24 protein-coding genes, 2 pseudogenes and 2 riboswitches are annotated in these 26,841 nt (G+C 74.0%); of the genes and pseudogenes, 14 read left to right on the top strand and 12 right to left on the bottom strand.

Annotated features, from left to right (window positions below):
* Positions 1 to 38: 38 nt before the first annotated feature.
* Positions 39 to 1,508: a DNA polymerase IV gene (locus tag IE170_RS25895; protein ID WP_189811836.1), complete on the top strand. Its 1,470-nt coding sequence runs from the start codon at positions 39 to 41 to the stop codon at positions 1,506 to 1,508.
* A 3-nt stretch (positions 1,509 to 1,511) separates the two neighbouring features.
* On the opposite strand, the gene IE170_RS25890 is transcribed toward IE170_RS25895, so the two are convergent.
* Positions 1,512 to 1,892, bottom strand: a complete 381-nt coding sequence (locus tag IE170_RS25890) for a PRC-barrel domain-containing protein (protein WP_229885156.1) — start codon at positions 1,890 to 1,892, stop codon at positions 1,512 to 1,514.
* A gap of 113 nt (positions 1,893 to 2,005) precedes the next feature.
* A riboswitch (glycine riboswitch) is annotated at positions 2,006 to 2,103 on the top strand.
* Positions 2,104 to 2,239: riboswitch (glycine riboswitch) on the top strand.
* 61 nt (positions 2,240 to 2,300) lie between these two features.
* Between IE170_RS25890 and gcvP the strand changes: the two genes are divergently transcribed.
* Positions 2,301 to 5,186, top strand: a complete 2,886-nt coding sequence (gene gcvP, locus IE170_RS25885) for an aminomethyl-transferring glycine dehydrogenase (RefSeq protein ID WP_189811835.1) — start codon at positions 2,301 to 2,303, stop codon at positions 5,184 to 5,186.
* Positions 5,187 to 5,307: 121 nt separating this feature from the next.
* Here gcvP and IE170_RS25880 read toward each other — a convergent pair whose 3' ends face one another.
* Both IE170_RS25880 and IE170_RS25875 read right to left on the bottom strand, forming a co-directional pair.
* Positions 5,308 to 5,508 (bottom strand): DUF5999 family protein, encoded by a 201-nt coding sequence (locus tag IE170_RS25880; protein WP_281277949.1) that lies wholly within the window; start codon positions 5,506 to 5,508, stop codon positions 5,308 to 5,310.
* A gap of 271 nt (positions 5,509 to 5,779) precedes the next feature.
* Positions 5,780 to 6,406: a hypothetical protein gene (locus tag IE170_RS25875; protein WP_189811834.1), complete on the bottom strand. Its 627-nt coding sequence runs from the start codon at positions 6,404 to 6,406 to the stop codon at positions 5,780 to 5,782.
* A gap of 494 nt (positions 6,407 to 6,900) precedes the next feature.
* Here IE170_RS25875 and IE170_RS25870 point away from each other — a divergent pair, with 494 nt between their 5' ends.
* Entirely contained in the window at positions 6,901 to 8,439 is a 1,539-nt protein-coding gene (locus tag IE170_RS25870; protein WP_189811833.1) for a glutamate-cysteine ligase family protein, read from the top strand.
* A gap of 166 nt (positions 8,440 to 8,605) precedes the next feature.
* On the top strand, positions 8,606 to 9,352 hold the full coding sequence (locus tag IE170_RS25865; protein ID WP_189811860.1) for a CPBP family intramembrane glutamic endopeptidase: 747 nt from the start codon (positions 8,606 to 8,608) through the stop codon (positions 9,350 to 9,352).
* A 12-nt stretch (positions 9,353 to 9,364) separates the two neighbouring features.
* Here IE170_RS25865 and IE170_RS25860 read toward each other — a convergent pair whose 3' ends face one another.
* Positions 9,365 to 10,189: a PhzF family phenazine biosynthesis protein gene (locus tag IE170_RS25860; RefSeq protein ID WP_189811832.1), complete on the bottom strand. Its 825-nt coding sequence runs from the start codon at positions 10,187 to 10,189 to the stop codon at positions 9,365 to 9,367.
* A 59-nt stretch (positions 10,190 to 10,248) separates the two neighbouring features.
* Positions 10,249 to 10,677, bottom strand: coding sequence for a type II toxin-antitoxin system Rv0910 family toxin (locus tag IE170_RS25855; protein ID WP_189811831.1), 429 nt, complete (start codon positions 10,675 to 10,677; stop codon positions 10,249 to 10,251).
* A 173-nt stretch (positions 10,678 to 10,850) separates the two neighbouring features.
* On the opposite strand from IE170_RS25855, the gene IE170_RS25850 reads away from it, so the two are divergent.
* Positions 10,851 to 11,867, top strand: a complete 1,017-nt coding sequence (locus IE170_RS25850; protein ID WP_189811830.1) for an EamA family transporter — start codon at positions 10,851 to 10,853, stop codon at positions 11,865 to 11,867.
* A gap of 164 nt (positions 11,868 to 12,031) precedes the next feature.
* Positions 12,032 to 13,045, top strand: a complete 1,014-nt coding sequence (locus IE170_RS25845) for a DMT family transporter (RefSeq protein ID WP_189811829.1) — start codon at positions 12,032 to 12,034, stop codon at positions 13,043 to 13,045.
* Here the strand turns inward: IE170_RS25845 and IE170_RS25840 are convergent.
* Positions 13,027 to 13,722, bottom strand: coding sequence for a pyridoxamine 5'-phosphate oxidase family protein (locus IE170_RS25840; protein ID WP_189811828.1), 696 nt, complete (start codon positions 13,720 to 13,722; stop codon positions 13,027 to 13,029). The genes IE170_RS25845 and IE170_RS25840 overlap by 19 nt on opposite strands.
* Before the next feature lie 35 nt (positions 13,723 to 13,757).
* On the opposite strand from IE170_RS25840, the gene IE170_RS25835 reads away from it, so the two are divergent.
* Positions 13,758 to 15,083, top strand: coding sequence for an aminotransferase class I/II-fold pyridoxal phosphate-dependent enzyme (locus tag IE170_RS25835; protein ID WP_189811827.1), 1,326 nt, complete (start codon positions 13,758 to 13,760; stop codon positions 15,081 to 15,083).
* Between the two features lie 196 nt (positions 15,084 to 15,279).
* Positions 15,280 to 15,540, top strand: coding sequence for a transposase (locus tag IE170_RS32895; RefSeq protein ID WP_229885160.1), 261 nt, complete (start codon positions 15,280 to 15,282; stop codon positions 15,538 to 15,540).
* Here IE170_RS32895 and IE170_RS25825 read toward each other — a convergent pair.
* Positions 15,425 to 15,859 (bottom strand): annotated as a pseudogene (locus IE170_RS25825) (transposase); the annotation flags it as partial. The gene IE170_RS32895 and the pseudogene IE170_RS25825 sit on opposite strands and share 116 nt — an antisense overlap.
* A 35-nt stretch (positions 15,860 to 15,894) precedes the next feature.
* On the opposite strand from IE170_RS25825, the gene IE170_RS25820 reads away from it, so the two are divergent.
* Positions 15,895 to 16,371: a hypothetical protein gene (locus IE170_RS25820; RefSeq protein ID WP_189811826.1), complete on the top strand. Its 477-nt coding sequence runs from the start codon at positions 15,895 to 15,897 to the stop codon at positions 16,369 to 16,371.
* Between the two features lie 98 nt (positions 16,372 to 16,469).
* Here IE170_RS25820 and IE170_RS25815 read toward each other — a convergent pair whose 3' ends face one another.
* Positions 16,470 to 17,369 carry a transposase family protein gene (locus tag IE170_RS25815; protein ID WP_223856585.1) on the bottom strand — a complete coding sequence of 300 codons (900 nt, stop codon included), beginning with the start codon at positions 17,367 to 17,369 and terminating at the stop codon, positions 16,470 to 16,472.
* Between the two features lie 101 nt (positions 17,370 to 17,470).
* The gene (locus IE170_RS25810; protein ID WP_189811825.1) at positions 17,471 to 18,070 is read right to left on the bottom strand and encodes a GNAT family N-acetyltransferase; all 600 of its coding nucleotides are present in this window, start codon (positions 18,068 to 18,070) and stop codon (positions 17,471 to 17,473) included.
* 84 nt (positions 18,071 to 18,154) lie between these two features.
* On the opposite strand from IE170_RS25810, the pseudogene IE170_RS32890 reads away from it, so the two are divergent.
* Positions 18,155 to 18,450 (top strand): annotated as a pseudogene (locus tag IE170_RS32890) (hypothetical protein); the annotation flags it as partial.
* Here the strand turns inward: IE170_RS32890 and IE170_RS25805 are convergent.
* Positions 18,419 to 19,372: a DMT family transporter gene (locus tag IE170_RS25805; RefSeq protein ID WP_223856584.1), complete on the bottom strand. Its 954-nt coding sequence runs from the start codon at positions 19,370 to 19,372 to the stop codon at positions 18,419 to 18,421. The pseudogene IE170_RS32890 and the gene IE170_RS25805 overlap by 32 nt on opposite strands.
* Before the next feature lie 74 nt (positions 19,373 to 19,446).
* On the opposite strand from IE170_RS25805, the gene IE170_RS25800 reads away from it, so the two are divergent.
* Positions 19,447 to 20,367 carry a LysR family transcriptional regulator gene (locus IE170_RS25800; protein ID WP_189811823.1) on the top strand — a complete coding sequence of 307 codons (921 nt, stop codon included), beginning with the start codon at positions 19,447 to 19,449 and terminating at the stop codon, positions 20,365 to 20,367.
* 18 nt (positions 20,368 to 20,385) lie between these two features.
* On the opposite strand, the gene IE170_RS25795 is transcribed toward IE170_RS25800, so the two are convergent.
* Positions 20,386 to 20,811 (bottom strand): pyridoxamine 5'-phosphate oxidase family protein, encoded by a 426-nt coding sequence (locus tag IE170_RS25795; RefSeq protein WP_189811858.1) that lies wholly within the window; start codon positions 20,809 to 20,811, stop codon positions 20,386 to 20,388.
* Positions 20,812 to 20,927: 116 nt separating this feature from the next.
* On the opposite strand from IE170_RS25795, the gene IE170_RS25790 reads away from it, so the two are divergent.
* The gene (locus tag IE170_RS25790; RefSeq protein WP_189811822.1) at positions 20,928 to 21,599 is read left to right on the top strand and encodes a cysteine hydrolase family protein; all 672 of its coding nucleotides are present in this window, start codon (positions 20,928 to 20,930) and stop codon (positions 21,597 to 21,599) included.
* A 3-nt stretch (positions 21,600 to 21,602) separates the two neighbouring features.
* On the opposite strand, the gene IE170_RS25785 is transcribed toward IE170_RS25790, so the two are convergent.
* Complete coding sequence (locus tag IE170_RS25785; RefSeq protein WP_308428429.1) at positions 21,603 to 22,706, bottom strand: PP2C family protein-serine/threonine phosphatase; 1,104 nt, start codon at positions 22,704 to 22,706, stop codon at positions 21,603 to 21,605.
* 154 nt (positions 22,707 to 22,860) lie between these two features.
* On the opposite strand from IE170_RS25785, the gene IE170_RS25780 reads away from it, so the two are divergent.
* Both IE170_RS25780 and IE170_RS25775 read left to right on the top strand, forming a co-directional pair.
* Positions 22,861 to 23,853: a cyclase family protein gene (locus tag IE170_RS25780; RefSeq protein WP_189811820.1), complete on the top strand. Its 993-nt coding sequence runs from the start codon at positions 22,861 to 22,863 to the stop codon at positions 23,851 to 23,853.
* Positions 23,854 to 23,950: 97 nt separating this feature from the next.
* Positions 23,951 to 26,785, top strand: a complete 2,835-nt coding sequence (locus tag IE170_RS25775; protein WP_189811819.1) for a SpoIIE family protein phosphatase — start codon at positions 23,951 to 23,953, stop codon at positions 26,783 to 26,785.
* Positions 26,786 to 26,841 lie beyond the last annotated feature (56 nt).

Raw genomic sequence — 26,841 nt, 5'->3', positions numbered from 1 at the left:
CCGCCGCCTTGTCAGAGGCATAGGGCAGCATCGGGGCCGTGAGATCCGCGCCGACCATCCTGCACCTGGACATGGACGCCTTCTACGCCTCCGTGGAGCAGGCGTCGAAGCCCAGCCTGCGCGGGAAGGCCGTGATCGTCGGCGGGCTCGGCCCCCGAGGGGTCGTCGCCACCGCCTCGTACGAGGCGCGCCGCTTCGGGGTCCACTCGGCCATGCCGACGGCGCAGGCCAGGCGCCTCTGCCCGAACGGCGCCTACCTGGTGCCCCGCTTCAGCCTGTACCGGGCGGTCAGCGACACCGTCATGGGGCTGCTGCGGGAGCTGTCGCCGCTGGTGGAGCCGCTCAGCCTGGACGAGGCCTTCGTCGACCTGGAGGCGGGTGGTACCGCCTGGGACGCCGCCTCCGCGCGGGCGGCGGGGGAGCGGCTGCGCGCGGACATCGCGGCTGCGACCGGCCTCAGCGGGTCGGTGGGGCTGGCCGGCTCCAAGATGCTGGCGAAGGTGGCCTCGGAGGAGGCCAAGCCGGACGGGCTGCTGCTGATCGAGCCGGGCACCGAGCGTGCGCTGCTCGCCCCGATGCCGGTGCGCACGCTGCCGGGGGTCGGCCCGGCCACCGGGGAGCACCTGCGGCGGGCCGGGATCACCACGGTCGGAGAGCTGGCCGAGGCCGGCGAGGACGAGCTCGTACGGCTCGTGGGGCGTGCGCACGGCGTGGGCCTGTACCGGATGGCCCTGGGGCTGGACGACCGTCCGGTGGTCGCCGAGCGCGACGCGAAGTCGGTGTCCGTCGAGGACACCTTCGACGTGGACCTGCACGACCGGGTCCGGATCCGGACGGAGGTGCAGCGGCTCGCCGACCGGTGCGTCGGGCGGCTGCGCGCATCCGGGCACTCGGGGCGGACGATCGTGCTGAAGGTGCGCCGGTACGACTTCTCGACGCTGACGCGCTCCGAGACGCTGCGCGGGCCCACCGACGACCCGGCGGTGGTGCGGGAGGCGGCGGCGCGCCTGCTGGAGGGCGTGGACACCACCGGCGGGGTGCGGCTGCTCGGCGTCGGGGTCAGCGGGCTGGCGGACTACACCCAGGAGGACCTCTTCGCGCAGTCCCTCGCCGGCGCGGCGGCCGGGGCGGAGGGCGCCGGCCCCGGTGTGCAGGGGGCCGTACAGCCGGCCGCCGGTGCCGAGGGGGCGGGAGGGTCGGAAGCGGCTTCCGAGGGCCCTGGGGCCGCCGGTGCGGACCGGGCGGCCGAGCCCGCCCACGAGCGGCACTGGCCCGCCGGGAGCGACGTCTCGCACGCCGTGTACGGGCCGGGCTGGGTGCAGGGCAGCGGCGTCGGCCGCGTGACCGTACGTTTCGAGCAGCCGGGATCCGCGCCGGGCCGGGTCCGCACCTTCCGCGTCGACGACCCGGACCTGGCCCCCGCCGACCCGCTGCCCCTCGTGGGGCACGGCGAAGCCCCCTCCGCGGAGACCGCCGAGGGGGCCGGATCCGGGCCGGGCACCCCGTAAGGGCTACTCCTCGTCCCGGTCGCCGGGGGCCAGGTGGCCGACATCACGCCGGAACGCGATCTCCGACGGCAGGGTCACGTCCAAGCCGTAGTGGTGGTACAGCTGGAGCTCCTGCTCGGGCGAGAGGTGCCGACCCACGCCGAAGTCGGGGGCGTTCCTGATCAGGGAGCGCTCGAAGGGGACCCGGAGGATGTCGTCGACCACCTCGCTCGGCTCCAGGGGGACGAAAGCGTCCCGGCTGAACAAACCGGTCCGGACGGCCGCCCACTCGGGGACGCCCGTCGCGTCGTCGAGGTAGACCTCGTCGACGGTGCCGATCTTCGCGCCGTTGCGGTCGAACGCCTTGCGGCCGATCAGGGAGCGCGGGTCGATGTCGGTCTGCACGGTCACCTCCACGAGGTCGCAAGTCTCCGCTATGACAACAAAAGGGCATTTCCGGGTGGGGGGCCACTCGAAGGAGGCCCGGGAAGCGCGCTGGTAGGCTGGGTATCGGCTGACGACCCTGTGCGGGAGAGTCCTCCACCGAGCTCGACGGAGGCGCCGAAGGAGCAAATCCTCCCCGGAATCTCTCAGGCATACGTACCGCACGGACGAGGCCACTCTGGAAAGCAGGAGCGGGTCCCGGGCGCGTGCCGGTTCCCCCTCCTCACCGACGGTGAAAGCCGGATCCCCGCGGAGCAGTCCGCAGGGGCCCGGTGAAGCTCTCAGGTTGAGATGACAGAGGGGGAGGCCGTCCGGGCGCCCGCGCCGTGGTGCCCCTCGCAGGTCGTACGACCCAGGAGGCCTCCGTACATGACCGCCAACCGCATTCCGCTCTCCCAGCTGGAGCGAGGCATTCCCTTCGAGCAGCGCCACATCGGCCCGGACGCCGAGGCGCAGGCCAAGATGCTCGCCCACGTGGGCTTCGGCTCGCTGGACGAACTGACCGCTGCCGCGGTGCCGGATGTGATCAAGAGCGCGGCCGCGCTGGACCTCCCCGAGGCGCGGACCGAGGCCGAGGTGCTGGCCGAGCTGCGGAGCCTCGCCGCCCGCAACGAGGTCCTCGCCCCGATGATCGGCCTCGGCTACTACGGGACGTTCACCCCGCCGGTGATCCTGCGCAACGTCATGGAGAACCCCGCCTGGTACACGGCGTACACCCCGTACCAGCCCGAGATCTCCCAGGGCCGCCTGGAGGCGCTCCTGAACTTCCAGACCGTCGTCGCCGAGCTGACCGGCCTGCCGACCTCCGGCGCCTCGCTCCTCGACGAGGGCACCGCGGCCGCCGAGGCCATGACCCTCGCCCGCCGCGTCGGCCGCGCCAAGGGCAGCGTCTTCCTCGTAGACGCCGACGCGCTGCCGCAGACCATCGCGGTCATCGAGACCCGTGCGGAGCCGATCGGCATCGACGTCGTCGTCGCCGACCTCTCCGAGGGCATCCCCGCCGAGATCGCCGAGCGCGGTGTCTTCGGCGTGCTGCTCCAGTACCCGGGTGCCTCCGGCGCCGTCCGCGACATCAAGCCGCTCATCGACCGGGCCCACGAGCTCGGCGCGATCGTCGCCGTCGCCGCCGACCTGCTCGCCCTGACCCTGCTGGCCTCGCCCGGCTCGCTGGGCGCCGACATCGCCGTCGGCACCACGCAGCGCTTCGGCGTCCCGATGGGCTTCGGCGGACCCCACGCCGGCTACATGGCCGTCCAGGACAAGCACGCCCGCTCGCTGCCCGGCCGCCTCGTCGGCGTCTCCGTCGACGCCGACGGCAACAAGGCCTACCGCCTGGCGCTGCAGACCCGCGAGCAGCACATCCGCCGCGAGAAGGCCACGAGCAACATCTGCACCGCACAGGTGCTGCTCGCCGTCATGGCCGGCATGTACGCCGTCTACCACGGCCCCGAGGGCCTGCGGACGATCGCCCGCCGCACCCACCGCTACGCGGCGCTGCTCGCCGCCGGCCTCCGGGCCGGCGGGGTCGAGCTCCTCCACGGCTCCTTCTTCGACACGCTCACCGCGCGGGTCCCCGGCAAGGCCGCCGAGGTCGCCGCCGCCGCCCGCCGCCACGGCGTCAACGTCTTCCAGGCCGACGCCGACCACGTCTCCGTGTCCTGCGACGAGACCACCCTGCGCGCCCACGTCGAGGCCGTCTGGGCCGCCTTCGGCGTCACCGCGGACATCGAGGCCCTCGACGCCGCCACCGCCGACGCGCTGCCCGGGGAACTGCTCCGCTCGGACGCGTACCTGACCCACCCGGTCTTCCACCAGCACCGCTCCGAGACCGCGATGCTGCGCTACCTGCGCAAGCTCGCCGACAAGGACTACGCGCTGGACCGCGGCATGATCCCGCTGGGCTCCTGCACCATGAAGCTCAACGCGACCACCGAGATGGAGCCGGTGACCTGGCCCGAGTTCGGCCAGCTGCACCCGTTCGCCCCGGTCGAGCAGGCCGAGGGCTACCTCACGCTCATCCGCGAGCTGGAGGAACGTCTCTCCGAGGTCACCGGCTACGACAAGGTCTCCATCCAGCCGAACGCCGGCTCCCAGGGCGAGCTCGCCGGGCTCCTCGCCGTCCGCGCCTACCACCGCGCCAACGGCGACGAGCAGCGCACGGTCTGCCTCATCCCTTCCTCCGCGCACGGCACCAACGCCGCCAGCGCCGTGATGGCCGGCATGAAGGTCGTCGTCGTCAAGACCGCCGACGACGGCGAGGTCGACACCGAAGACCTGCGCGCCAAGATCGAGCAGTACCGCGACGAGCTCGCCGTGCTGATGATCACCTACCCGTCGACGCACGGCGTCTTCGAGGAGCACGTCGCCGACATCTGCGCCCAGGTCCACGAGGCCGGCGGCCAGGTCTACGTCGACGGCGCCAACCTCAACGCCCTCGTCGGCCTCGCCAAGCCGGGCCACTTCGGCGGCGACGTCTCGCACCTGAACCTGCACAAGACGTTCTGCATCCCGCACGGCGGCGGCGGCCCCGGCGTCGGCCCGGTCGGCGTCCGCGCCCACCTCGCCCCCTACCTGCCGAACCACCCGCTGCAGCCCACCGCCGGCCCCGAGACGGGCGTCGGCCCGATCTCGGCCGCCCCGTGGGGCTCGGCCGGCATCCTGCCGATCTCCTGGTCGTACGTGCGCCTCATGGGCGGCGAGGGCCTCAAGCGGGCCACGCAGGTCGCGGTGCTCGGTGCGAACTACATCGCCAAGCGCCTGGAGCCGCACTTCCCGGTCCTCTACACCGGCCCGGGCAACCTGGTCGCGCACGAGTGCATCATCGACCTGCGGCCGCTGTCGAAGGCGACCGGCGTCAGCGTCGACGACATCGCCAAGCGCCTGATCGACTACGGCTTCCACGCGCCGACCATGTCCTTCCCGGTGGCCGGCACGCTGATGATCGAGCCGACCGAGTCCGAGGACCTCGCCGAGATCGACCGGTTCTGCGACGCCATGATCGCGATCCGCGCCGAGATCGAGAAGGTCGCCTCCGGCGAGTGGCCGGCCGGCGACAACCCGCTCGCCAACGCCCCGCACACCGCGGCGGCGCTGGGCGGCGAGTGGAACCACCCGTACACCCGCGACGAGGCCGTCTTCCCCGGCGGCGTCACCGCCGCGGAGAAGTACTGGCCGCCGGTGCGCCGCATCGACGGCGCCTTCGGCGACCGCAACCTCGTCTGCTCCTGCCCTCCGCTGGACGAGTACGACAACTGAGGCACCCGCCCGCGCGGCCCCGGCCCGGGGTCGCGCGGACCTGACACAAAGGCCGGCCCGGGAGCGACGCTCCCGGGCCGGCCGTCTACCGTCGGTTCCGTGCTGATCCGCGCCGTTCCGGCTAGGCCGCGGCCTGCGCCGCCGCGAGCGGGCGGTGCGGGGCGATGATCTGGCCGTCCGGCAGCAGCTCACCGGTGTCCTCGAAGAGCAGGACGCCGTTGCACAGCAGGCTCCAGCCCTGCTCCGGGTGGTTCGCCACGGGCTTGGCGGCCTCCCGGTCGGCGGAGTCGGCTGACGGGCACGCTGGCTGGTGCTGGCACATGGATGCGTTCTTTCGCTGCGGTGTGGTCTGTGTGCTGCGGCTCGATACCTGGTTCATGGCCGCCCCCCGTTGTCGACGACTAGATGCGGTCAGGGTCCCAGTGTTGCCCCACGGACTCGAGTCCGCAGGGATTTCCGGGAGCTGTCCTCACAGATTGATGACGCATCACTCGTGCGGGCGGTTCAGCCCAACTCCCCTGTCAATCCGGATGGTTCGCAGGTGGCCCGGCTGGGCTAGGCCGAATGGGCCATACGGGCCGGGGCCGGCTCCGTCAGGCGGCCGGAGCGGCCGGAGTGGCCAGTGGGGGGCGTACGGGCGGGGCCGGCGGGGTCAGCCGGTGGATCATCACCGGCAGCAGCTCCGACACCGGGTGCGGCCGGTAGGCGGCGATCCCCGGAGGGGCGGGCGCGAGCGGGACCAGCAGGTCGGAGGCGGCCGGCAGGCCCGAGGATGCGTCGGCGCCGACCGCCCCGTGCAGCCACAGCGTCAGCATGTACAGCTCCGGCACCGACAGCAGCCGGGGCTGGTAGCCCTTGCCCAGCGACTCCGCCTGGCGCAGGGCCCGTTCCGTGGCGGCGACGTACGGGCCCTCGAAGAAGTGCGAGAAGGCCCAGCCGTCCGCGGTGAGCCGGACGTCCGCCGCGGCGATGTGCCGGTCGCCGCCGCGGATCAGGAAGCGCCACCCGACGAGCCGGGTCCGCGGCGGGCGGGCCGGCGTGCCCGGCTGGGAGACGCCGAGCCGGTCCAGCACGTGGACGGGCAGCGGCAGTTCGGCGGTCAGCGGACCCTGCTGGGCGCGCAGGGCGGGGGTTCCCGCCGCGACGGCTGCGGGGGAACCGAGTGCCGCGAGGACGCTGCGCAGGGCGGGCGCGGGAGCCGGGGGGACATGCAGCGGCATGGTGGGTCGCCTCTCGGTTGGGAGACCTGTGGATCGGGGCGGGGTGCGGGGACGGCGCTGTCGCATTCTGGGGTCAGAGGGGGGCTGAGGGGCAATGGCCGCGCGCCAACTCTCTGCCTCGTTTGCGGAGTTTATACGACATGTGTTCACACAGTGTTTCGGCTAGCCGTCCGGGCTATTGCCGGCAAGGCGCTTACCGGTCCCACTGAGATGGCATTCATGCCGCCTGCGCGCGAACACGTCGCGCTGACCTCGGAGGTTACCGGACGGGGGCTCGGCTGGAAAGCGCCGATTAACCGCAACCGGCAAAGACGATGCGGAATTTGCATACAGTGCCTTGCCAGGCGAATGTGCCATGGCGCCCTTCGGCCAATCCGGCGCACGCCTCCCGCCCGGCTGCCGCCGCCGCGTTATCGATCACGCCTCCGGGGCATCATCGACCGTACACGTGCGCCCGGGACCCGGGCGGCGCCCACTCGAGGAGGGACGCTCCGATGGGGGAGAAGGTCGTGGCGGGCGGATTCGACCTGTCCGATCGACGGCGGTACCGGAGGAAGCTCCACGAGTGCCTGGAGGGGCTGGAGCGGCTCTTGGCGGAGAAGAGGTTCGACCGTCCCAGGAACATGATGGGACTGGAGATCGAGCTGAATCTCGCGGGGTCCGACGGGATGCCGCGCATGGTGAATGCGCAGGTTCTCGAGCGCATTGCGAGCCAGGATTTCCAAACGGAACTGGGAATGTTCAACCTGGAGGTGAACGTCCTCCCGCACCGGCTCGGCGGCCGGGTATTCGACCAGCTCGCCGAGGAGCTGAGCGCGGGCCTCGGGTACGCGCACCGGCAGGCGGCGGACATGGACGCCGGGGTCGTGATGATCGGCATCCTGCCCACCCTCGCCCGCTCCGACCTCGTCACCGCCAACCTCTCCGCGGTGGACCGCTACTCGCTGCTGAACGAGCAGATCCTGATGCTGCGCGGGGAGGACTTCCTCCTCGACATCGACGGGGTGGAGCACCTGGTCTGGAGCACTGGGTCGATCGTGCCGGAGGCGGCCTGCACCTCCGTCCAGCTGCACCTGCAGGTGACGCCGGGCCGGTTCGCGGACGTGTGGAACGCCGCGCAGGCCGCGACCGCGGTCCAGATAGCCGTCGGCGCCAACTCGCCGTTCCTCTTCGGCCACGAGCTGTGGCGCGAGTCGCGGCCGCCGCTGTTCACGCAGGCCACCGACACCCGGCCGCCCGAGCTCCAGGCGCAGGGCGTCCGGCCGCGTACCTGGTTCGGGGAGCGGTGGGTGGAGTCCGTCCACGAGCTCTTCGCGGAGAACGTCCGCTACTTCCCGGCGCTGCTGCCCATCTGCGACGCGGAGGAGCCGCTGCGGGTCCTCGCCGAGGGCGGGGTGCCGGGCCTGCAGGAACTCGTCCTGCACAACGGGACCGTGTACCGCTGGAACCGGCCCGTCTACGGGGTCGTGGACGGGGTGCCCCACCTGCGCGTGGAGAACCGCGTCCTGCCGGCCGGCCCGACCGTCGCCGACGTCGTCGCGAACGCCGCCTTCTACTACGGGCTCGTACGGACCCTCGCGGACGAGCAGCGGCCGGTGTGGACGCGGCTGCCGTTCGCCGAGGCGGAGGCCAACTTCGACGCGGCCTGCCGGTACGGGATCGACGCGCGCCTGCGGTGGCCGCGGCGCGGCCGCGGCGCGGGCCTGGCGGCCGTGCCCGCCGTACGGCTCGTCCTGGACGAGCTCCTGCCGATGGCCGCGGCAGGGCTGGACGCCTGGGGCATCGAGCCCGCCGACCGCGACCACTACCTCGGCATCATCGAGGAGCGCTGCCGGCGGCGGGTGAACGGGGCAACCTGGCAGGTGGACACCTACCACCGGGCCCTCGCGGCCGGGATGGACCGCGACGCGGCGCTGGCCGCGATCACCCGCCGCTACAGCGAGCTGATGCACAGGGGCGACCCCGTGCACACCTGGCCCGTCGGGCTCGTGGAGGAGGAGCCGCGGGCCCCGGTCCCGGCGCAGCGGGGCTGAGCCGCCGCCCGCCGGCGCTGCCGTTCCGCCGAGCCTCGGGTGATCCCGCCGCGCCCCCGAGGAGGCACTATGGGGTCGTCGGAAGCACAGGGCGGAACGGGAGACTCACGTGCGGGCGCAGCCGGAGCCGGTGGTCGGAACGCTGCAGGAGGACGGGCTGCGGCGGATGCTGCGGACCGAGACGCTGCTGGTGCTCGCCCTGTCCCTCGGGGCGAGCGCCGTCTCGTCGCTGATCAGCTTCATCGGCGCGCTGACCAGGCCCGGCGCCCTGAAGGACCAGGCCGCCACCCTGAACGGCTCGTACGCGCCGGGCCGGCCCTGGCTGGATCTGGCCTGGCAGCTGTTCGGCATCACCACGGCCCTCGTGCCGGTGCTGCTCGTCGCCCACCTGCTCACCCGCGAAGGGGTGCCGGGGCTCCGCGTCCTCGGCTTCGACCGGACCCGGCCAGGCGGCGACCTGGCCCGCGGGGCGCTGGTCGCCGCCGGGATCGGCAGCGCGGGGCTGGCGTTCTACCTGGCCGCGCAGGCGGGCGGGTTCAACCTCACCGTGCAGCCGGAGGCGCTGCCCGACGTGTGGTGGAAGTTCCCCGTCCTGATCCTCTCCGCGGTGCAGAACGCCGTGGTGGAGGAGGTCATCGTGCTGGCCTACCTGCTGCGCCGGCTGGACCGGCTGGGCTGGTCGCCGTGGGGCGCGCTCGCCGCCAGCTCGGCGCTGCGCGGCTCGTACCACCTCTACCAGGGCATCGGCGGGTTCGTCGGGAACATGGTGATGGGCGCCGTGTTCGTCCTCCTGTACCGGCGGTGGGGGCGGGTCGGGCCGCTGGTCGTCGCGCACTCCCTGCTCGACATCGTGGCGTTCGGCGGGTACGCGCTGCTCGCCGGCAAGGTCGGCTGGCTGCCCACCCCCGCGTAGCGGTCCGGGCCGTCAGGGGCGGGCGAGGAGCTCGCCGTCGACGACGGTGACCGCGTGCCCGGCCAAGAGGGTGCGCCCGCCGGCGAGGGTGACGCGGACGAGGCCCTGGCGGGCGCCGCCCTGGAGGCCGGTCAGCCGGGTGCGGCCCAGGCGGGCGGCCCAGAACGGGGCGAGGGCGGTGTGGGCGCTGCCCGTCACGGGGTCCTCGTCGATGCCGAACGCGGGGAAGAAGCCCCGCGAGACGAAGTCGTACCCGCGGGAGGGGTCCTCGGCGGGCGCGGTGACGACGACCCCGCGGCGGGCGTAGGCGCGCAGCGCGGCGAGGTCGGGGGCGAGTCCGCGGACGGCGGCCTCGTCGGCGAGCTCGACGAGGAGGTCCCCGATGTGCTCCGAGGTGTCGTGGACGGAGCGGATCTCGGCGCCGAGCGCGTCGCGTACGGCGGCGTCCGGCTCGACCGGGGTCAGGGCCGAGGTGGGGAAGTCCAGCGTGATCGTCCCGTCCCCGGAGGTGTCGGCGGTGAGGACGCCGCAGCGTGCGCCGAACCGGATCGGGCCGCCGCCGCCGGCGAGGCCGTCCGAGGCGAGGACGTGCGCGGTGGCCAGGGTGGCGTGGCCGCACATGTCGACCTCCGCGGTCGGGGTGAACCAGCGCAGCGCCCAGTCGGCGTCGCCGCCCGGCGGCAGCGGGTGGGCGAAGGCGGTCTCGGACAGGTTCACCTCGGCGGCGACCTGCCGGAGCCAGACGTCCGGCGGGAAGCCGTCGTCCAGGAGCAGGACGCCGGCGGGGTTGCCGCGGAAGGGGCGGTCGGTGAAGGCGTCGACGATTCGGAGGCGCATGCGGCGACGGTACGGCCGGCCGCCGCCCCACGCCAAAGGCCGGTCCGCTGCGGCTTCCGTCAGGTGACCAGGCCTGCGAGTTTGCGCAGGGACTCGTCCAGGGCCGCGGTCGCGGAGTCCCTCAGCCTTCCCGCCATCAGGGAGACGGCGGCTCCGGTGAACTCGCCGTCGATCCGGACCGTGGTGGCCGGGCCGTCGGGGACGAGGGTGTAGCGGGTCAGGATGTCCACGCCCATCGGGCCCTTTCCGGTGAGGGCGAGGACGCGTTCCTCCTCCAGTTCCGATACCGTCCAGACGACCTCGGCGGGAAAGCCCATCATCTTCATGTGCTCCTCGAAGGTCGCGCCGAGCGCGAGGACCGCGGGCCCGCCCTTCGGGAAGCCGGTGTGCGTCGCGCTCCAGCGGCCGTACGCCGGCCAGTCCGTCAGCTGGGCCCAGAGCCTCGCCGGGGACGCCTCGATCGTTGCGTGCGCGGTCACTTCGGCCATGCAGCCCACCCCCTGTCCTCGGGTACGTGCGGCGGAACGTAGCCCGGGCGGGCCGAAGGCGCAATGCTGACGGCTCGTCAGAATCAATGGTGCCGGTCACGACGGGTCCTGCGTCCGTCTCAACAGGTGTCACCCCCCTGACGCTCCTGACATCGCCCTGTCATGATGTCCGGATGCGCGTGTCTGGAAAGAACGCGGGACTCGGCCTGGCCGTCGTCTCGGCGTTCGCGTTCGGTGGGTCGGGAGTGGCTGCGAAGCCGCTGATCGAGGCGGGTCTGGACCCGCTGCACATGGTCTGGCTGCGGGTGGGCGGGGCAGCGCTGGTGCTCTCCCCCCTGGCCTGGCGCCATCGCGCCCTGCTGCGCCGCAAACCCCTGCTCCTCGCCGGCTTCGGCCTCGTCGCCGTCGCCGGCGTCCAGGCCTTCTACTTCGCCTCCCTCTCGCGGATCCCCGTCGGCGTGGCCCTGCTGCTGGAATACCTGGGCCCGGCGCTGCTGCTCGGCTGGATCCGCTTCGTCCAGCGCAAGCCGGTGACCCGGGCCGCCGCGGCCGGGGCCGCCTTCGCCGTCGTCGGGCTGGCCTGCGTCGTCGAGGTCTGGTCCGGGCTGAGCCTCGACCCGCTCGGGGTGCTGCTCGGCATTGCCGCCGCGTGCTGCCAGGCCTTCTACTTCGTCTTCGCCGACCAGGGCGCGGACGGCGACGACGTTCCCGACCCGCTCGGGGTGATCGCGTACGGGATGCTCATCGGCGCCGTCGTCATGACGGTGATCGCCCGCCCCTGGGAGATCGACTGGTCGGTGCTCGGCGGGCAGGCCCTCATGGGGGGCACCGTGGTGCCCGCCCCGGTCCTGCTCGGCTGGGTGGTGCTGGTCGCGACCGTGTTCGCGTACCTGACCGGTGTCGTCTCCGTGCGCAGTCTCTCCCCGCAGGTGGCCGGCGTCGTGGCCTGCCTGGAGGCGGTCGTCGCCACCGTCTTCGCCTGGATCCTGCTCGGCGAGCACCTCTCGGCCCCGCAGGTGGCGGGCGGTGCGCTGGTGCTTGCGGGGGCCTTCGTCGCCCAGTCGGCGAGGTCGGCCCGGAAGCCCCGGGCCGAGGGACCCGCGGTGGCTGCCCGGTCCGCGGGGGCGGGCGCCATGGTGGCGGAGGATGCGGATCCGGTTCTGCTGGACCGCGGGGCGGGCGCCGCTTAGGGTGGGGCGCGTGTACACCTCTGTGCTTTCGCCGCCGGCCGCCTGAAGCGGGCGGCCGCCGCGCACCCGCGCGCCCCCGCCCGGGGTGGTCCCCGGGCCCGGCCGTGCTGCCCGCGAAGCGATGACCGGAACCCCTCATCCTTCACGACCGCACGGAGTCACACGTGTCGCATTCCACGCCCTCTGCCGGGCGCAGTCTGATCTACCTCGTCGTCGCAGGCGCCGCCTGGGGCACCGCCGGGGCGGCCGCCTCGCTGCTCTTCCTGGCCAGTGACCTCGGCCCCCTCGCCCTGACCTTCTGGCGCTGCGCGGGCGGTCTCGCCGTCCTGCTCGGCGTGCTCGCGGTGCGCCGCCGCCCCCGCCAGGCTCCCGCCGCGCGGCCCTCGACCGGCTCGCTGATCGGGACCGGGCTGCTGTTCACGCTCTTCCAGGCCGCCTACTTCGCCGCCGTCCGCGACACCGGGCTGGCGGTCGCGACCGTCGTCACCCTCGGGGCCGGGCCGGTGCTCATCGCGGTCGGCGCCCGCCACTGGATGGGGGAGCGGCTCGGCACCGGCGGCGTCCTCGCGGTCCTCGGGGCCCTTGCCGGCCTCGGCGTGCTGGTTCTCGGCAGCGGCGGCGGGGAGGTCCGGCCGGCGGGTGTGGCCTGGGCCCTCCTCTCCGCCGCCGGCTACGCCGGAATGACCCTCCGGGCCCGGCTCCTCGGGCGGCGCGGGACGGGCGGCGACCCGCTGGTGACGACCGCCTGGTCGGCGGGAGTGGGCGCGCTGTGCCTGCTGCCCCTCGCGGCCGCCGAGGGGAGCGGGCTGCTGCCGCACGCAGCCGACCTCGGGCGGGTGCTGTGGCTGCTCGCGTACGTGGCCGTCGTGCCGACGGCCCTCGCGTACGCCCTGTACTTCACGGGGGCGGCGGCCGTACGGGCCGCGACCGTGTCGGTGGTCATGCTGATCGAGCCGGTCAGCGCGGCCGTGATCGCCGTGCTGCTCCTGGGGGAGCACCTGACGGGCGCCGTCGTGCTCGGCACGGTGCTGCTGCTCGCCGCCGTCGGAGCGCTGATCGCGGCGGAGGCCCGCCGGCCCGCCGACCGCGTCGTCGCCGGCGGCGGTGCGGGGGGTGACCGAGCGGGCGGGCCGGTGTCCCGGCCCGGCTCCGCACCGGCTCAGAGCTCCGCGAGGTAGGCCGGGGCGGCGATCCCGGGGGCCAGGTCGGCGGCCGGGACGGGGGTCCCGTACGCCGGCGCGACCGGGACCACGCCCGACCAGTACGGCAGGTCCCGGTCCTCGGGGTCGTCGTTCGGGCCGCCGGTCCGCACCTTCGCCGAGACCTCCGCCAGGTCAAGCCGGATCACCGCCGTCGCGGCGAGCTCCTTCGCGGACGCGGGCCGGGAGTCCGCCGACCGGCCCGGCACCACCTGGTCGACCAGCGCGTCGAGGGCCCTGCGCCGCTCGTCCTCGTCGGTCACCTGGCGGGCGGTGCCGTGCACCACCACCGAGCGGTAGTTCAGCGAGTGGTGGAACGCGGAGCGCGCCAGGACCAGGCCGTCGACGTGGGTGACGGTGACGCAGACGGGCAGGCCGGGGTCGGTGCGTCCCGCGGCGAGCAGCGGCCGGGAGCCCGTCGAGCCGTGGACGTAGAGGGTCTCGCCGATGCGCCCGTACAGGGTGGGCAGGACCACCGGGGCGCCGTCCCGGACGAAGCCGAGGTGGCAGACGTACCCCTGGTCGAGGATGGCGTGGACCGTCTCGCGGTCGTAGCGCGCCCGTTCGCGCGAGCGGCTCGGGACGGTCCGGTCGGTGGGCTCGTAGGAGGCCCCGGCCGGCGTCGGCGTCTCGGTCGTCTCGGTTGTGGCGGTCATGGCGCACCCCATTGCACTAGTGCATAATCGACTTTGTGCTAGGAGAATATCGGATCAGTGGGCGGCGCGCCTCGGAGATCGCGGCCGCCGTCGAGGAGGGCGTCGCCTCCGGCGCCCTCGCGCCCGGCACCCCGCTGCCCCCGATGCGTGAACTCGCCGGGGAGCTGGGCGTCAACCCGAACACGGTCGCCGCCGCCTACCGCACCCTGCGCGAGCGCGGGGTCATCGAGACGGACGGCCGCCGCGGCAGCCGCGTCCGCGGGCGACCCGCCACCGCCCCGCGCGACCAGCCACCGCTGCCGCCGGGGGTGCGCGACGCCGCCTCCGGCAATCCGGACGTCCGGCTGCTGCCGCCGCTCGACGCGGCGCTCGCCGCGGCGGCGGCCCGCCACGCACAGCGGCCGACGCTGTACGGGGACGACCCGGTCCTGCCCGAGCTCGCCCGGGCGGCCCGGACCGCGCTCGACGCCGAAGGCGTCGCGGCGGGCCCGGTCGCCGTGACCTCGGGGGCGCTCGACGGGATCGAGCGCGTACTGGCCGCCCACCTGCGGCCCGGCGACGCCGTGGCGGTGGAGGACCCGGGATGGGGCAGCCTCCTCGACCTGGTCGCGGCGCTCGGGCTGCGCGTCCTGCCCGTGGCGGTGGACGACGACGGCCCGCTGACCGCCGCCGTCGCCGAGGCGCTCCGGCTCGGGGCGCGGGCGCTGGTCGTCACGGCCCGGGCGCAGAACCCGACCGGCGCGGTCGTCGCCGCCGGGCGCGCGGCGGAGCTGCGGGCCGTCCTGGCCGCACACCCGGGGGTGCTCGTCATCGAGGACGACCACGGGCACGGCATCACCGACGCGCCCCTGCAGCCGCTCGGCGGGGCAACGGCCCACTGGGCGCTCGTCCGCTCCACGGCGAAGGCGTACGGGCCGGACCTGCGGCTGGCCGTGCTCACCGGGGACGCGGTGACCCTGGACCGGGTCCGCGGCCGGCAGCGGCTCGGACCGGGCTGGGTGAGCCGGCTGCTGCAGTCCGCGGTCGCCGAGCTCTGGGCCGCCGGGGCGGTGGACCCCCTACGGGTCGCCCGTTCGTACGCGGAGCGGCGGGACGCACTGGTCGCGGCACTCGCCGGGCACGGCGTACGGGCCCACGGGCGCAGCGGGCTGAACGTGTGGGTCCCGGTCGTCGACGAGGCGGGCGCGGTCGCCCGGATGCTCGCGGCCGGCTGGGCGGTGGCCCCGGGCAGCCGGTTCCGCGTGCGGTCGGGGCCGGGCGTGCGGGTGACGGTGTCGGCGCTGGAGCCCGCCGACGCGCCCGTACTGGCCGATGCGCTGGCCGCGGCGGTCCGGCCGGGCTCGGGAAGCCGGACCGTCTGACGGGGAGGGCGCCCCGTTCCAGCCGCCCGTCCGCCAGGCTGTGTGTCGAAAGTGGATCTTGTGCTGTGGATGATCACGATTCACTGGGTCGGGGAGATCTCACGGACGAACAGTGGCCGGTGCCGGAGCCGTTGTTGGCACGGGCACGAAGGCGGGTCGGCCACCTGTCCGGCCTCGGCGGCGGTTGATCGATGGCATGCGGTTCCGGGTCCGTACAGGGATTCCGTGGCGGGACATGCCCGTCGAGTACGGGCCGTGGGGCCGGGTCTGCGACTTGTTGCGCCGGTGGCAGCGGAACGGCACCTGGCATCAGGCCTTCACCCGGCTGCGGCTTCCATTTGCTTCAACCGGGCGAAGACGTGCTCGACGCGGGCGCGGACCTTGCGGTGGGAGGTGTTGTGCTCCTCCTTCCATGCAGGCAGTTCGGTCTGGCCGCGTTCACGGCGGTGCGGAATGACCAGGCCGGTGCGCCGGTAGCCGCCGTCCGCGATGACCGTGGCGCGGCCGACGACGGCCTTTGCACCGGACAGCTCCCGCGCCCTGCAGTCGTTGCCGTTGCCGGGCAGCGGTCGGCCGACGGTGACCACGAGTCGGGTATCGGCACCGATGACGACAACATCCGGTCCTCCGGCGGCACGCTCCACGGCCGGCCCCTTCGGACCGGATCCGCTCCCCTCGCGCCGTAGCGCGTTGATCAGCTGGCCGAACTGACGTGGGCTCAGCCCGGCGAACGGGGCTGTCCAGGCCGGCTCGGACGCCGTGATCACACCAGCCACGGTGAGATCGTCTCGAAGATCCGCGCTATGGAAGGATGTTCGTCATGGCAGGTCAGGTTTGGGTGTCGCTCATATCGTTGGGCGGCGTTGTCCTCGGCGGCGTGTTGTCCTACCTCGTCCAGCACAGGACTCAGCAGTCAGCGGAACGTGCCGAACAGCAACGGCAGCGAATCTCCTTGTCGGAGACCCGGCGTGCGGAACGGCTGGCGCTGCTGGAGCGGTTCATCGAGGTCTCGGCAGAGGCGGAACGATGCGCCTATACCCGGCCGTCCGACTGGGAGGACACCGACGACTGGTACCTCACGACCCAGGACGTCATGAACAGGCTGTGGGTCGCAGATCGGCTCCTCCGTATCCAGTTCCCCCAGCACGTGCATGACGCCGCACACGCGCACTTCCTCGACCTCAACAGGACCGTGTGGCAAGGCCTGCCCGACGGTGAGAGCGTGCGGGACTACCTGGAGGGCAACCGGTCGGCGTTTCTCGACGCGGCCCGCGAGGTCATGGGGTAGCCCACCTCGCGCCCGCGATCTTTCACGGGACAACCCTTACGGTCTGGGGGGAAATTGAGCTTCGGGCGTGCTGGCCTGGCGGTTCGGCTGGTGGGTGATCAGCGGACGGTGTCGCGGACGAGGACGAGTTCGGTGCTCGTCCGGCGGCGGGTGGCCCGCTGCGCGGATCGGTCGGAGACGAGTGGGGCGACCGTGAGATGGGTCTCGGCGTAGGTATCGCGGCGTCCGGTGAAACGGCGCAGGGGTGCCCATTGGCGGAGTTCGGCGTTGGTGTGCTCCACACAGATCCTCGCCGAGGACTGCCGTCGCCGTGTCTCGCGCCAGGCATGCTTGTCACCGTCGCACGCCCCGTCCTTGGGCTTCTTCGCTGGGGCGCTGACCTGACCGGGGAACTCTTTGGCCAGCCCGAGGTAGCCGGAATCGACCTTCGCCTTCACGCCGGGACGGGTGCGGAACTGCTCGGCAATGCCCTCGCTCCGCACGGCGGTCTGGTCGGGCATCCGGCCCGGGCGGACCAAGCCGGACAGCAGCAGGCGGCCTTGGCCGTCGCTGAACGTGGTGGTCTTGATGGTGTTCTGCTTGCGTTTGCCCGAGACGAACGCCCGGCGCCCAGGGCGGTCGGCCTGCGGGCGGCGGACCTGGGTCTCGGCCCCGTCGAGCCGCAGCTCAACGCCCTCCGCCTCGGCATAGGCGAAGACGTCCTCCAGCGTCTTCAGCCGCAGGCCGGGCCGGTCGGGCACAGCGAAACCACGGGCTGCCGGCAGCGGGCGGACCTGGCGGATGGCCGCGGAGACGGTGGAGCGATCCACCTCGAAGAGCTCGGCGAGCACCACATGCGGCAACTGATGGCGCAGATGGACCAGGGGGAGCAGCCGATCGAGGAAGACCAGCTTGGGCTTTCTGCCGGCACCCTCCGCCCTCCGACGCTCCCCGCCCCGGGCCTCGCGGAGCGCGGACTGCCGCGCAGCCTCCCATGCCGTGGCGAGTTCGGCGAACAACTCGCCGGAATGTGCGCGTGAGACGCCGGACAGGGCAGGATGGGAACAGGCCGTACGGGCCCAGGTCGGCTTCACAACTCACCCAACCCGTGCGGCACTTCTCATGTCACGGCCCGACCGGGACGATCACCATGTCCGCCGAGACCGTAAAGCCACCCGGCCTGAATGGCGTCTGCCGGGACCTCGAAGATGATCGTGAGTCCGTCGCGCTCGTCCCCCTGCTCGCCGATGCGCGTGAAGCCGAAGCCCTCGATGCACGCCAGGGAGGCGGTGTTGTCGGATCCGATCCTGGCGCGCACGGTCCTGACGTCGGGGTCGGCCGCGGCCCTGACGAGCAACGCCCTCAGCATGGCGCGGGCATAGCCCTGGCGGCGGTACCCGGGCACGACGGTATAGCCGACCTCGACCATGCCGGCCTCATCCGGCGGCCCGTGGAACCCGGCGTCGCCAACGACGACCCCGTCCGGCTCGGACACCGCGGCACGCGTGATCCAGGGCGCGGCAGAGGGGTCCTTGGCGAGCTGGTCGGCGCGGTAGCCGAAGATCCAGCGGGCTCGCTCACCGACGAAGTGTTCGTCAAGGGCGACCCCGGCCTCGGCGCTGCCGCCAGCGAGGTCACCGTCGGCAAGCGCCCGCAGTGCCTTTGCGCTGAGCTCGACGAAACGGACGCGTTTGGGGGCGGGGAGAGGTTCGTTGTTCATCGCGGTGATGCTCACCCAGAGCCGGAGAGCTGTCCACCGGTTTACGGCCTTGGCGGACATGGAGACGGCCGCACGGACACCGCCGCCGCCTTTACCGAACTCGTCATCCCCGGCAACGGCACAGGTGACGGCTGGCGCTACGGCACGGGGTGCTGCCCGAGCACCGAGGTCACGGCCTCGGCCGACGGATGAAGGCCGAGTCGATCCGACAGGCCCACCGGGACTATCCGGACCCCGGTGGCCTCCTGACCGACACCGCCGACAGCACACCGGTATCAGCTCCGCCTTCGGCAGAGAGCGGACGGGCCGGACCGGGACATCACCCCGCCCGGTTCGCCCGTGCTTTCACTACGCGCCCTGGCGGCGGCGGGCCTGGGTGAGCGCCGCACCCACCAGGACGATCGCGGCGCCCACCGGGGTGTTCCAGTGCAGGCTCTCGCCCAGCAGGGCGACGCCCGCCGCGGTCGCGATGACCGGGATGAAGTAGGTGACCATCTGGGCCGTCGTCGGCCCGACCTCCGCGACCAGGCCGTACTGCATCTGCAGCGCCATGCCCGTGCCGAGCGCGCCCAGGGCGATCACCGACAGCGTCGGCCACAGCGGGAACGCGCCGGGGGCTGTGGTGAACACGGCGCTCACCAGCAGCAGCTGCGCCGTGGAGAGCAGCAACTGGCTGCCGGTCAGCGCGACCGGGGAGCCGGGGACCGACGCGAGGGTGCGGCGGACGTAGATCCAGCCGATCGGGTAGCAGAGTGAGGCGAGCAGGGCGAGGGCGGTGCCCTTGGCGTCGATGCCGGCGAAGCCCTGCCACGCCCCGAGGACGGTCAGCACCCCGAGGAAGCCGAGGCCGAGGCCGGCGACGCGGCGGCGGGTCGGCCGGTCCTCCGAGAGCGCGACCAGCGACAGCGCCATGCCCCACAGCGGAGAGGTGGCGTTGCAGATCCCCGCCAGGCTGGAGGGGATGGTCAGCTCGGCGTACGAGAACAGCGAGAACGGGGCGGTGTTGAGCAGCAGGGCCGCCACGGTCAGGTGCATCCAGGTGCGGCGGCCGCGCGGCAGCGGCTCTCGGCGCACGAGCAGCACCGCCATGAGTGCGAGGGCGCCGAAGAAGACCCGGCCGAGCGCGACGTGGAACGGGGCGTACGCCTCGGTGCCCACTTTGATCAGCAGGAAGCTGAACCCCCAGACGACGGAGAGGAGCGCGAAGCGCAGCCGCCAGTCCACGCGGCTCACGGAACGAGGGGCGGGGGAGGTGTCGGTGGTGGGTGAGGCGGCGGTTCGGGGTGTGGCGGGTGCGCTCATGACAGGTACTCTGCTGGGCCCGACTGCGTAGCACAAGCAAGATTCTTTGCCAGGAACGGCGTAGCATCGCTTACATGTTGAACCTGGAGCGCCTGCGCACCCTGGACGCCCTCGCCCGCCACGGCTCCGTCAGCGGCGCGGCCGACGGCCTCCACGTCACCACCTCCGCCGTATCCCAGCAGATGGCCAAGCTGGAGCGCGAGGTCGGCCAGCCGCTGCTGGCCAAGAACGGCCGCGGCGTCCGGCTCACCGACGCCGGGCGGCTGCTCGCCGAGCACGCGGCCCGGATCATCTCCCAGGTCGAGCTAGCCCAGGCCGACATCGAGGCCCGCCGCGGCTGCGCCGTCGGCGAGCTGCGGATCGGCGCCTTCCCCACCGGCATGCGCGGCCTGCTGCCGCGGGCCCTGACCGAGCTGCGCACCCGCCACCCCGAGCTGCGGCCCCGGGTGCGGGAGCAGGAGCCCGCGGAGGGCATGGCCGCCGTCGTCCGCGGCGACCTCGACCTGGCCATGGCCATCGACTGGCCCAACAAGCGGATGCCGGTGCCGGGCGAGCTCACGAGGGAGCACCTCCTCGACGACCTCTGCGACATCGCGGTCCCGGCCGGGCACCCGCTCGCCGACCGCACGCAGGTCTCGCTGGGCGAGTTCGCCGACGAGGAGTGGATCTCCTGGAAGGAGGGCCAGTTCTGCCACGAGTGGCTCGTCCACACCCTGCGCGGCATCGGCGTCGAGCCCCGCATCCGGCACATCGCCGAGGAGCACCACACCCAGCTCGCCTTCGTCGAAGCCGGCCTCGGGGTGTGCGTCACCCCGCGCCTCGGCCGCGGGCCCGTCCCGGCCGGCGTGCGGCTGCTGCCGGTCGGCGAGGCCGTCCGCCGCCACGTGTACGCGGTCTGGCGCGCCGACGCCGACCGGAGACCCTCCGTCCGGGCCGCCCTGGAGGCCCTGCGGACCGCCGCCGGAGCGGGGGAGTGCGACACCGGGGCTCGGTGAACCGGCCGGGGCCGGGCCTCACAGCTTCCGGAAGTCCCAGGAGGCCACCGATTCCGGGGTGAGGCGGATCCAGGCGTGGCGGCCGTCGTGCGGCATCTGCGCCACGCCGAAGTTCTTCACGGGGAAGATCCGCTCCACTTCCTCCAGTTCCGGGCAGGGCGCCCCCGTGCGGGGCGCCTCGCCGACGAACTCCGCCCGGCCGGACAGCTCGATCCCGCGCAGCTCCCCGTACTCCTCGCCCGCGTCCACCACGACCGACAGCCGGGGGTCCGCCCGCAGGTCCGCCCAGCGGCGGCTGCGGGTGAGCGAGTACAGCCACAGCGAGGTGCCGTCCCAGGCGAACCACAGCGCCCCGACGTGCGGCCGCCCGTCCGGGGAGACGGTCGCGACCCGGCAGGTCCGCTGCCGGCGCAGGAAGGCGTCCGCCTCCCCGGCGGTCATCATGATGCGGCGGCCGCGCCGCTGCGTACCGAAGGCTCCGGCCAACTGACCCACCCCTTCACATCTGACTGTGTGTCAGGAATCATGGGGCCCCGCCGTCCGCCGCGCCAGGGGGAGCCATGCCGCAATCCGGTCGCCGCCCAGCCGATCTCCCCGCCCCCGGCGCTCCCGCCGCCACCGCGCTCCTCACCGTCGAATGCCAGCGCGGGGTCGTGGGCGAAGGCAGCGCCCTGCCCGAGTTGGCCCGCGAGGCCCGCGACTCGGGCATGCTGGCTCGGGTGGCCGCGCTCGTCGACGCCGCGCACGGGGCCGGGGTACAGGTGCTGCACGCCGTCGCCGAACGCCGCCCGGACGGGCGCGGTACCGGCGCCAACGCCCGGCTGTTCCGCGCCGCCGCGCGGCTCCCCGTGCGGCAGCTGGCGGGCAGCCCGGCCGTCGAGGTCGCGCCGCCCATCCGGGTCGCCGAGGAGGACCTCGTCGTACGGCGGCTGCACGGGCTGTCGCCGCTCGCCGGCACCGGTGTGGACGCCCTGCTGCGCAACCTCGGCATCCGCACCATCGTCGTCGCCGGCGTCTCGGCGAACATCGCGGTACCGAACACGGTCTTCGACGCCGTCAACCTCGGCTACGAGGTCGTCGTCCCCGCCGACGCCGTCGCCGGCGTGCCCGCCGCCTACACCGCCGAGGTGCTGCGCCACTCCCTCGCCCTCGTCGCCACCCTCACCACCACCGACGCCCTGACCGCCCGCTGGGCCGCCGAAGGGGCCGCGAACGGCCCCGGCCCGCACTGACGCTCAGGGGGGCACCGGCCCGGGGGGACGGGCCGGGCCGCCGGCCGCCGCCACCCTGTCGGCGAGGATCATGGCCACGTCGTCGGCGAGCGGGCCGCCGGTGTGCCGGACCAGCTCCCGCCGCAGCCCCTCCAGGAGCTCCCGGCCGCCGCAGCCGCCCAGCCGCTCCATCGCCTCGGGCAGCGGGAAGAAGGCCCGGTCGCCGTCGCGCGCCTCGATCACGCCGTCGGTGTGCAGCAGAAGCCGGTCGCCGGGCGCGAAGGGGTGGGCCTCCGTCAGGCCCGGCGGGCCGGCGATGAACTCCTCCAGGCCCAGCGGCGGCATGGCCGAGGCGGGCAGCAGCGGCCGCGCCCTGCCCTCGTGCAGCAGCATCGGCGGCGGATGCCCGCGGTTGACGACCTCCACGACGGGCCCGTCCCCGACCTGGGCCACCAGCACCGTGACGAAGCCCTCCAGCAGGCCGTGCTCGTCGGTCGCGCCCACCGCGACGGCGTCCCGCCGCAGCGCCGCCCCGCAGTGCACCACGACCTCCACCAGGTCCTCCTCGTAGTGGGCCGCCTCCCGGAACGCACCCAGGACCACCGCGGCCGCCCGGACGGCCGGCAGCCCCTTGCCGCGCACGTCCCCCACGATCATCCGGACCCCGAAGCGGGTCTGCACCGCCTCGTACAGGTCCCCGCCGATCTGCGCCCCCGTCTCCGCTGCCAGGTACATGCTGGCCGCCCGCACCGGTCCCAGCCGCTCGGGCACCGGCCGCAGCAGCACCTCCTGTGCAGCCTCCGCGATCCGGCGGACCTGGTTCAGCTCGCTCTCCCGGCGCACCCGCACGGTGTTGCTCGTCGTCACGCTGGCGATCGACACGAGGAACAGCGCGAGGAAATTGGCGTACACCTGCCCGCTGCCCCACGCCTGGTTGTACGTGGCCGTCGTGATGCTCACCGCAACCGCCAGCCCGGCCGCCGCCAAGGTGCCCCTCGGCCCCATCGTCACCGCCGCCAGCGCCGGCGTCGCGCACAGCAGGGGGCCGGTGTACAGGAAGTGCAGGGGCGTGAGCTCTATGATGAGCACCACCAGGGAGAGCGCGAACGGAACGCATTCCGCGAGCACGAACAGAACCTGGTGATGACCGCCGGCCCCCGGTCCGGGGGCCTTGTGCACGGGCGCCCGCATGGGTACAGCCTGCGCCTACCGGCCCCGCTGCTGCCACTCGTCGCGGCCCGCCACCCCGCTCCCCGGACGCCCCTCTGGGAGGCTGAGCACCATGAGCACCGGCCCTGCCGACGTACCCCTCCCGCCCCGGCCCCTGCCGGACCCGGCGGGGGACGACCCGCCAGGCCACGGCCCGCTGCTCTCCCGGGCCGCATTCGACGAGCTCTTCGATTCGGTACGCACCTGGGGGCGCTGGACCCCCTCCGGCCGCGGCGCGTGGAACCGCGTCACCCCCGACCACGTGCGGCGGGCCGCCGCCCTGGTCCGCTCCGGGCGGGCCGTCCCCCTCGGCCTGCCCTGGGACACCCGGCCGGGCCCCGACAACGGCCGCCCGGCCCTCCACCACATGACCGACCTCGGCGACGTCGAGCCCGCCGAGCCCGCCACGCACAAGGACTTCCTCGCCGCCGACTACCACGGCAAGGCGGTCACCCACCTCGACGCCCTCTCCCACGTGGCCTACCGCGGAGAGCTGTACGGGGGGACGCCCGCCCGGGACGCCGTCGGCGCGGCCGGCGCCCGCTTCGGCTCGGTCGCCGACCTCGGCGCCCTCTTCACCAGGGGCGTGCTGCTCGACCTCCCCGCCGCCCTCGGCGTGCACTGGCTCGAACCCGGCCACACCCTCCACGCCCGTGATCTCCTCGACGCGGAGCGGGCGCTCGGCGCCACCCTCGACGACGGCTGCGCGCTGCTGCTGCGGACCGGCCGCTTCCGGCGCCGCCGCGAAGCCGGCCCGTGGGACTCCGGCGCGGCGAGCGCCGGCCTCCACCCGGACGCGGTGCCGCTGCTCGCCGAGCGCGGCATCAGCCTGCTGGGCGCCGACGGGGACAGCGACGTCCGCCCCTCGCCGGTCGCGGGCGTCCACTCGCCCGTCCACGCCCTGGCCGTCGCCGCCATGGGCGTCCCGCTGCTCGACAACCTCGACCTGGAGCAGCTCTCCACGGCCTGCGCCGAGGCGCAGCGGTACGAGTTCGCGCTGGTCGTGGCGCCGCTGGTAGTGCCCGGGGGCACAGGGTCGCCCGTCAGTCCGGTGGCCGTCCTCTGACGGCCGCCGACCCGGCACGACCGGACAAAAGGGATATATTCTGGCCAACTAGCGGGGTGTCCGTTCTCGCCGCACCGGTGCGAGGGAAGTGGTGCAGATGGGGGTCACGGGAGAGCCGGTCAGCCCCGTACGCTCCCGTGAGCGGTTCCTTCTGGGCGAGCCGGTCGAGACGGGCGTACGGAGCCCGATCCTGCACTCCTGGGAGCGCTGCCGGCTCCTCGGCCTGTCCCCGGACCAGACGGAGCTCCCGTACCGCGACGACTTCGACCCCGACAGCCGGCTCGTCCGCGCCGCCGGGCCCGTCCTCGACCAGCTCGCCGCCCGCTTCGCCGGGAGCCGGATGAACGTCTCCCTCGCCGACGCGGCCGGGACCGTCCTCCAGCGCCGCTTCGGCGAACCCGAGCTCGCCCGCCGCCTGCCGCCCATCCAGGCCGTGCCCGGCTTCGTCTTCGCCGAGCGCTTCGCCGGGACGAACGGCATCGGCCTCGCCCTCGCCGAACGCCGCCTGGTCCAGGTCTACGGGGCCGAGCACTTCGCCGAGCGCTCCCAGTCGAACGCCTGCTGCGCCGTGCCCGTCCGCAACCAGCTCAACGGGCTCGTCGAAGGCGTCCTCTGCTTCGGCTACCCGCGCAGCGACGAGGACCCGGCGCTGACCGCCCTCATCCGGCGCGCGGCCGAGTCCATCGAGCGCCGGCTGACGGAGCAGAGCTCGCAACGGGAGCGCGCCCTGCTGCGGAGCTACCTCGACGCGCGGGCGCACGCCGGCGCAGACGGGCAGCCGGCCGGAGCCGGAGGGGCGATCCCATACACCATCGCCTATTCCGCGGCCGACCCCTCCGGAGCCCTGTTGGACCCGCGGGACGAGTCCGTCCTCAAGGAGCGGGCCGCCGAACTGATCTCCTCGACCCAGCGGGCGGCCGTCGAGGTCACCCTCCTCCACGGCCGCCGGGCCACCCTCCTCAGCCGCCCCGTCACCAGCGGAACCGGGATCGAGGGCATCGCCGTCGAAGCCGTCCTCACCGACGGCGAACCGGCCGCCCGCCGCTCAACGGCGCTCTCCACGGTGGGGGCGGCACCCGCCGCCACCCCGGCAGCCCCGCCCACGCCTCCCGCCCCGGCTGCACATTCGGCCCCGCAGGCCCCGCCCGGCCCGCACGCCGCACCCGCCGCCGACCGCAACGGCGCCGGGCCCGACCACGACCGCGCCGACCGCGCCGCCCGCCGGCTCGTGCTCGTCGGCGAGCCCGAAGTCGGCCGGTACGCTCTCGCCGCCCGCCGCCGCCTGGAACTCCTGGCCGAGGCCAGCGCCCGGATCGGCACCACCCTCGACGTCCACCGCACCGCCCGCGAACTCGCGGAGGTCGCCGTCCCGGGCCTCGCCGACTACGTCACCGTCGACGTACCCGAAGCCGTCCTGCGCGGCGAAGACCCCCCCGACAACGCCGGCCCCGTCCGGCGCACCGTCGTCCACGGCATCCGCGACGACCACCCCTTCCACCCCGAGGGCAGCCCCGTCGAGCTGCGCCCCGGCACGCCCCACCTGCGCTGCCTGGCCGACGGCAAGGCCGTCGTCGAAGCCGACCTCGCCGCCGGCGGATGGCTCGCCCGAGGCCCGGACCCCGCCGCCGCCCTCGGCGGCCACCCCGTGCACTCCCTCGTCGCCGTCCCGCTGCTCGCCCGCGGAGGCCTCCTCGGCGTGGCCTGTTTCTACCGCTCCGAGGACCCCGCCCCCTTCGCCGACGACGACACCTGGCTGGCCCAGGAGCTGTGCGCCCGCGCGGCGCTGTGCATGGACAACGCCCGCCAGTACACCCGCGAGCACACCCTGGCCCTCGCCCTCCAGCGCAGCCTGCTCCCGCACCGCCTCCCGGAGCAGGGCGCCGTCGAAGTCGCCCACCGCTACCTGCCCGCCGAATCCGGCGTGGGCGGCGACTGGTTCGACGTCATCCCCCTCTCCGGCACCCGCGTCGCCCTCCTCGTCGGCGACGTCGTCGGCCACGGTCTGCACGCCGCCGCCACCATGGGCCGGCTGCGCACCGCCGCCCGCAACTTCGCCGAACTGGAACTCGCCCCCGACGAGCTCCTCACCCACCTCGACAACCTCCTGGTCCGCCTGGACCGGGAAGAAGGCGGCGAGAGCGACACGGGCAGCGCCGGCATCGTCGGAGCCACCTGCCTGTACGTCATCTACGACCCCACCACCCGCGAGTGCACCATGGCCCGGGCCGGCCACCTCCCGCCCGCCGTGGTCCGCCCCGACGGCTCCGTCGACTTCCCCGAACTGCCCGCCGGACCACCGCTCGGCCTGGGCGGACTGCCGTTCGAGACGGCCGCGATCGACCTGCCCGAAGGCAGCACCCTCGTCCTCTACACCGACGGACTCGTCGAGGACCGCCACCGCGACATCGACGCCGCCCTCGAAGACCTGCGCCGCGCCCTCGCCCACCCCGGCCGCACCCCCGAGGACACCTGCCGCTGCGTCATCGACGCCGTCGCACCCGACCACCCCGACGACGACATCGCCCTGCTCGCCGCGCGCATCCACACCCTGCCCGCCGAGCGGATCGCAGCCTGGGACGTCCCGGCGGACCCGGCCCGCGTCGGCGAGATCAGGGCCGCCGCCACCCGCACGCTCACCGAATGGGGCCTGGAAGAGCCGGCGTTCGCCGTAGAGCTGCTGCTCAGCGAACTCGTCACCAACGCCGTCCGCTACGGCGGCGAGCCCATCCAGGTCCGCATGATCCACGACCGCACCCTCATATGCGAGGTCTCCGACGGCAGCAGCACCGCCCCCCACCTGCGCCGCGCCGCCGGCACGGACGAGGGCGGGCGCGGCCTGTTCCTCGTCGCGCAGCTCTCCCAGGCGTGGGGTACCCGCTACACCCCCCGCGGCAAGGTGATCTGGGCCGAGTGCGCCCTGGACGCAGCGTGAGCCGGCCCGCGCGAGTCCGCCTGCGGGGGTGCCCGTCCTGCCCACTGGCCCATTGG

It is taken from the genome of Streptomyces toxytricini (assembly GCF_014649915.1).
GTDB lineage: Bacteria > Actinomycetota > Actinomycetes > Streptomycetales > Streptomycetaceae > Streptomyces > Streptomyces toxytricini.
Note: the sequence above shows the minus strand (reverse complement) of the source record. Positions and strands in the feature narration are given on the sequence as shown.

Coding starts and splice junctions, on each gene's coding strand:
- IE170_RS25790 (WP_189811822.1), top strand. CDS start 20,928: ATGCCGCAATCCGGTCGCCGCCCAGCCGATCTCCCCGCCCCCGGCGCT.
- IE170_RS25850 (WP_189811830.1), top strand. CDS start 10,851: ATGCGCGTGTCTGGAAAGAACGCGGGACTCGGCCTGGCCGTCGTCTCG.
- IE170_RS32895 (WP_229885160.1), top strand. CDS start 15,280: ATGCGGTTCCGGGTCCGTACAGGGATTCCGTGGCGGGACATGCCCGTC.
- IE170_RS25870 (WP_189811833.1), top strand. CDS start 6,901: ATGGGGGAGAAGGTCGTGGCGGGCGGATTCGACCTGTCCGATCGACGG.
- IE170_RS25795 (WP_189811858.1), bottom strand. CDS start 20,811: ATGATGACCGCCGGGGAGGCGGACGCCTTCCTGCGCCGGCAGCGGACC.
- IE170_RS25865 (WP_189811860.1), top strand. CDS start 8,606: ATGCTGCGGACCGAGACGCTGCTGGTGCTCGCCCTGTCCCTCGGGGCG.
- IE170_RS25860 (WP_189811832.1), bottom strand. CDS start 10,189: ATGCGCCTCCGAATCGTCGACGCCTTCACCGACCGCCCCTTCCGCGGC.
- IE170_RS25800 (WP_189811823.1), top strand. CDS start 19,447: ATGTTGAACCTGGAGCGCCTGCGCACCCTGGACGCCCTCGCCCGCCAC.
- IE170_RS25840 (WP_189811828.1), bottom strand. CDS start 13,722: ATGACCGCCACAACCGAGACGACCGAGACGCCGACGCCGGCCGGGGCC.
- IE170_RS25810 (WP_189811825.1), bottom strand. CDS start 18,070: ATGAACAACGAACCTCTCCCCGCCCCCAAACGCGTCCGTTTCGTCGAG.
- IE170_RS25875 (WP_189811834.1), bottom strand. CDS start 6,406: ATGCCGCTGCATGTCCCCCCGGCTCCCGCGCCCGCCCTGCGCAGCGTC.
- gcvP (WP_189811835.1), top strand. CDS start 2,301: ATGACCGCCAACCGCATTCCGCTCTCCCAGCTGGAGCGAGGCATTCCC.
- IE170_RS25880 (WP_281277949.1), bottom strand. CDS start 5,508: ATGTGCCAGCACCAGCCAGCGTGCCCGTCAGCCGACTCCGCCGACCGG.
- IE170_RS25805 (WP_223856584.1), bottom strand. CDS start 19,372: ATGAGCGCACCCGCCACACCCCGAACCGCCGCCTCACCCACCACCGAC.
- IE170_RS25775 (WP_189811819.1), top strand. CDS start 23,951: ATGGGGGTCACGGGAGAGCCGGTCAGCCCCGTACGCTCCCGTGAGCGG.
- IE170_RS25820 (WP_189811826.1), top strand. CDS start 15,895: ATGTTCGTCATGGCAGGTCAGGTTTGGGTGTCGCTCATATCGTTGGGC.
- IE170_RS25855 (WP_189811831.1), bottom strand. CDS start 10,677: ATGGCCGAAGTGACCGCGCACGCAACGATCGAGGCGTCCCCGGCGAGG.
- IE170_RS25780 (WP_189811820.1), top strand. CDS start 22,861: ATGAGCACCGGCCCTGCCGACGTACCCCTCCCGCCCCGGCCCCTGCCG.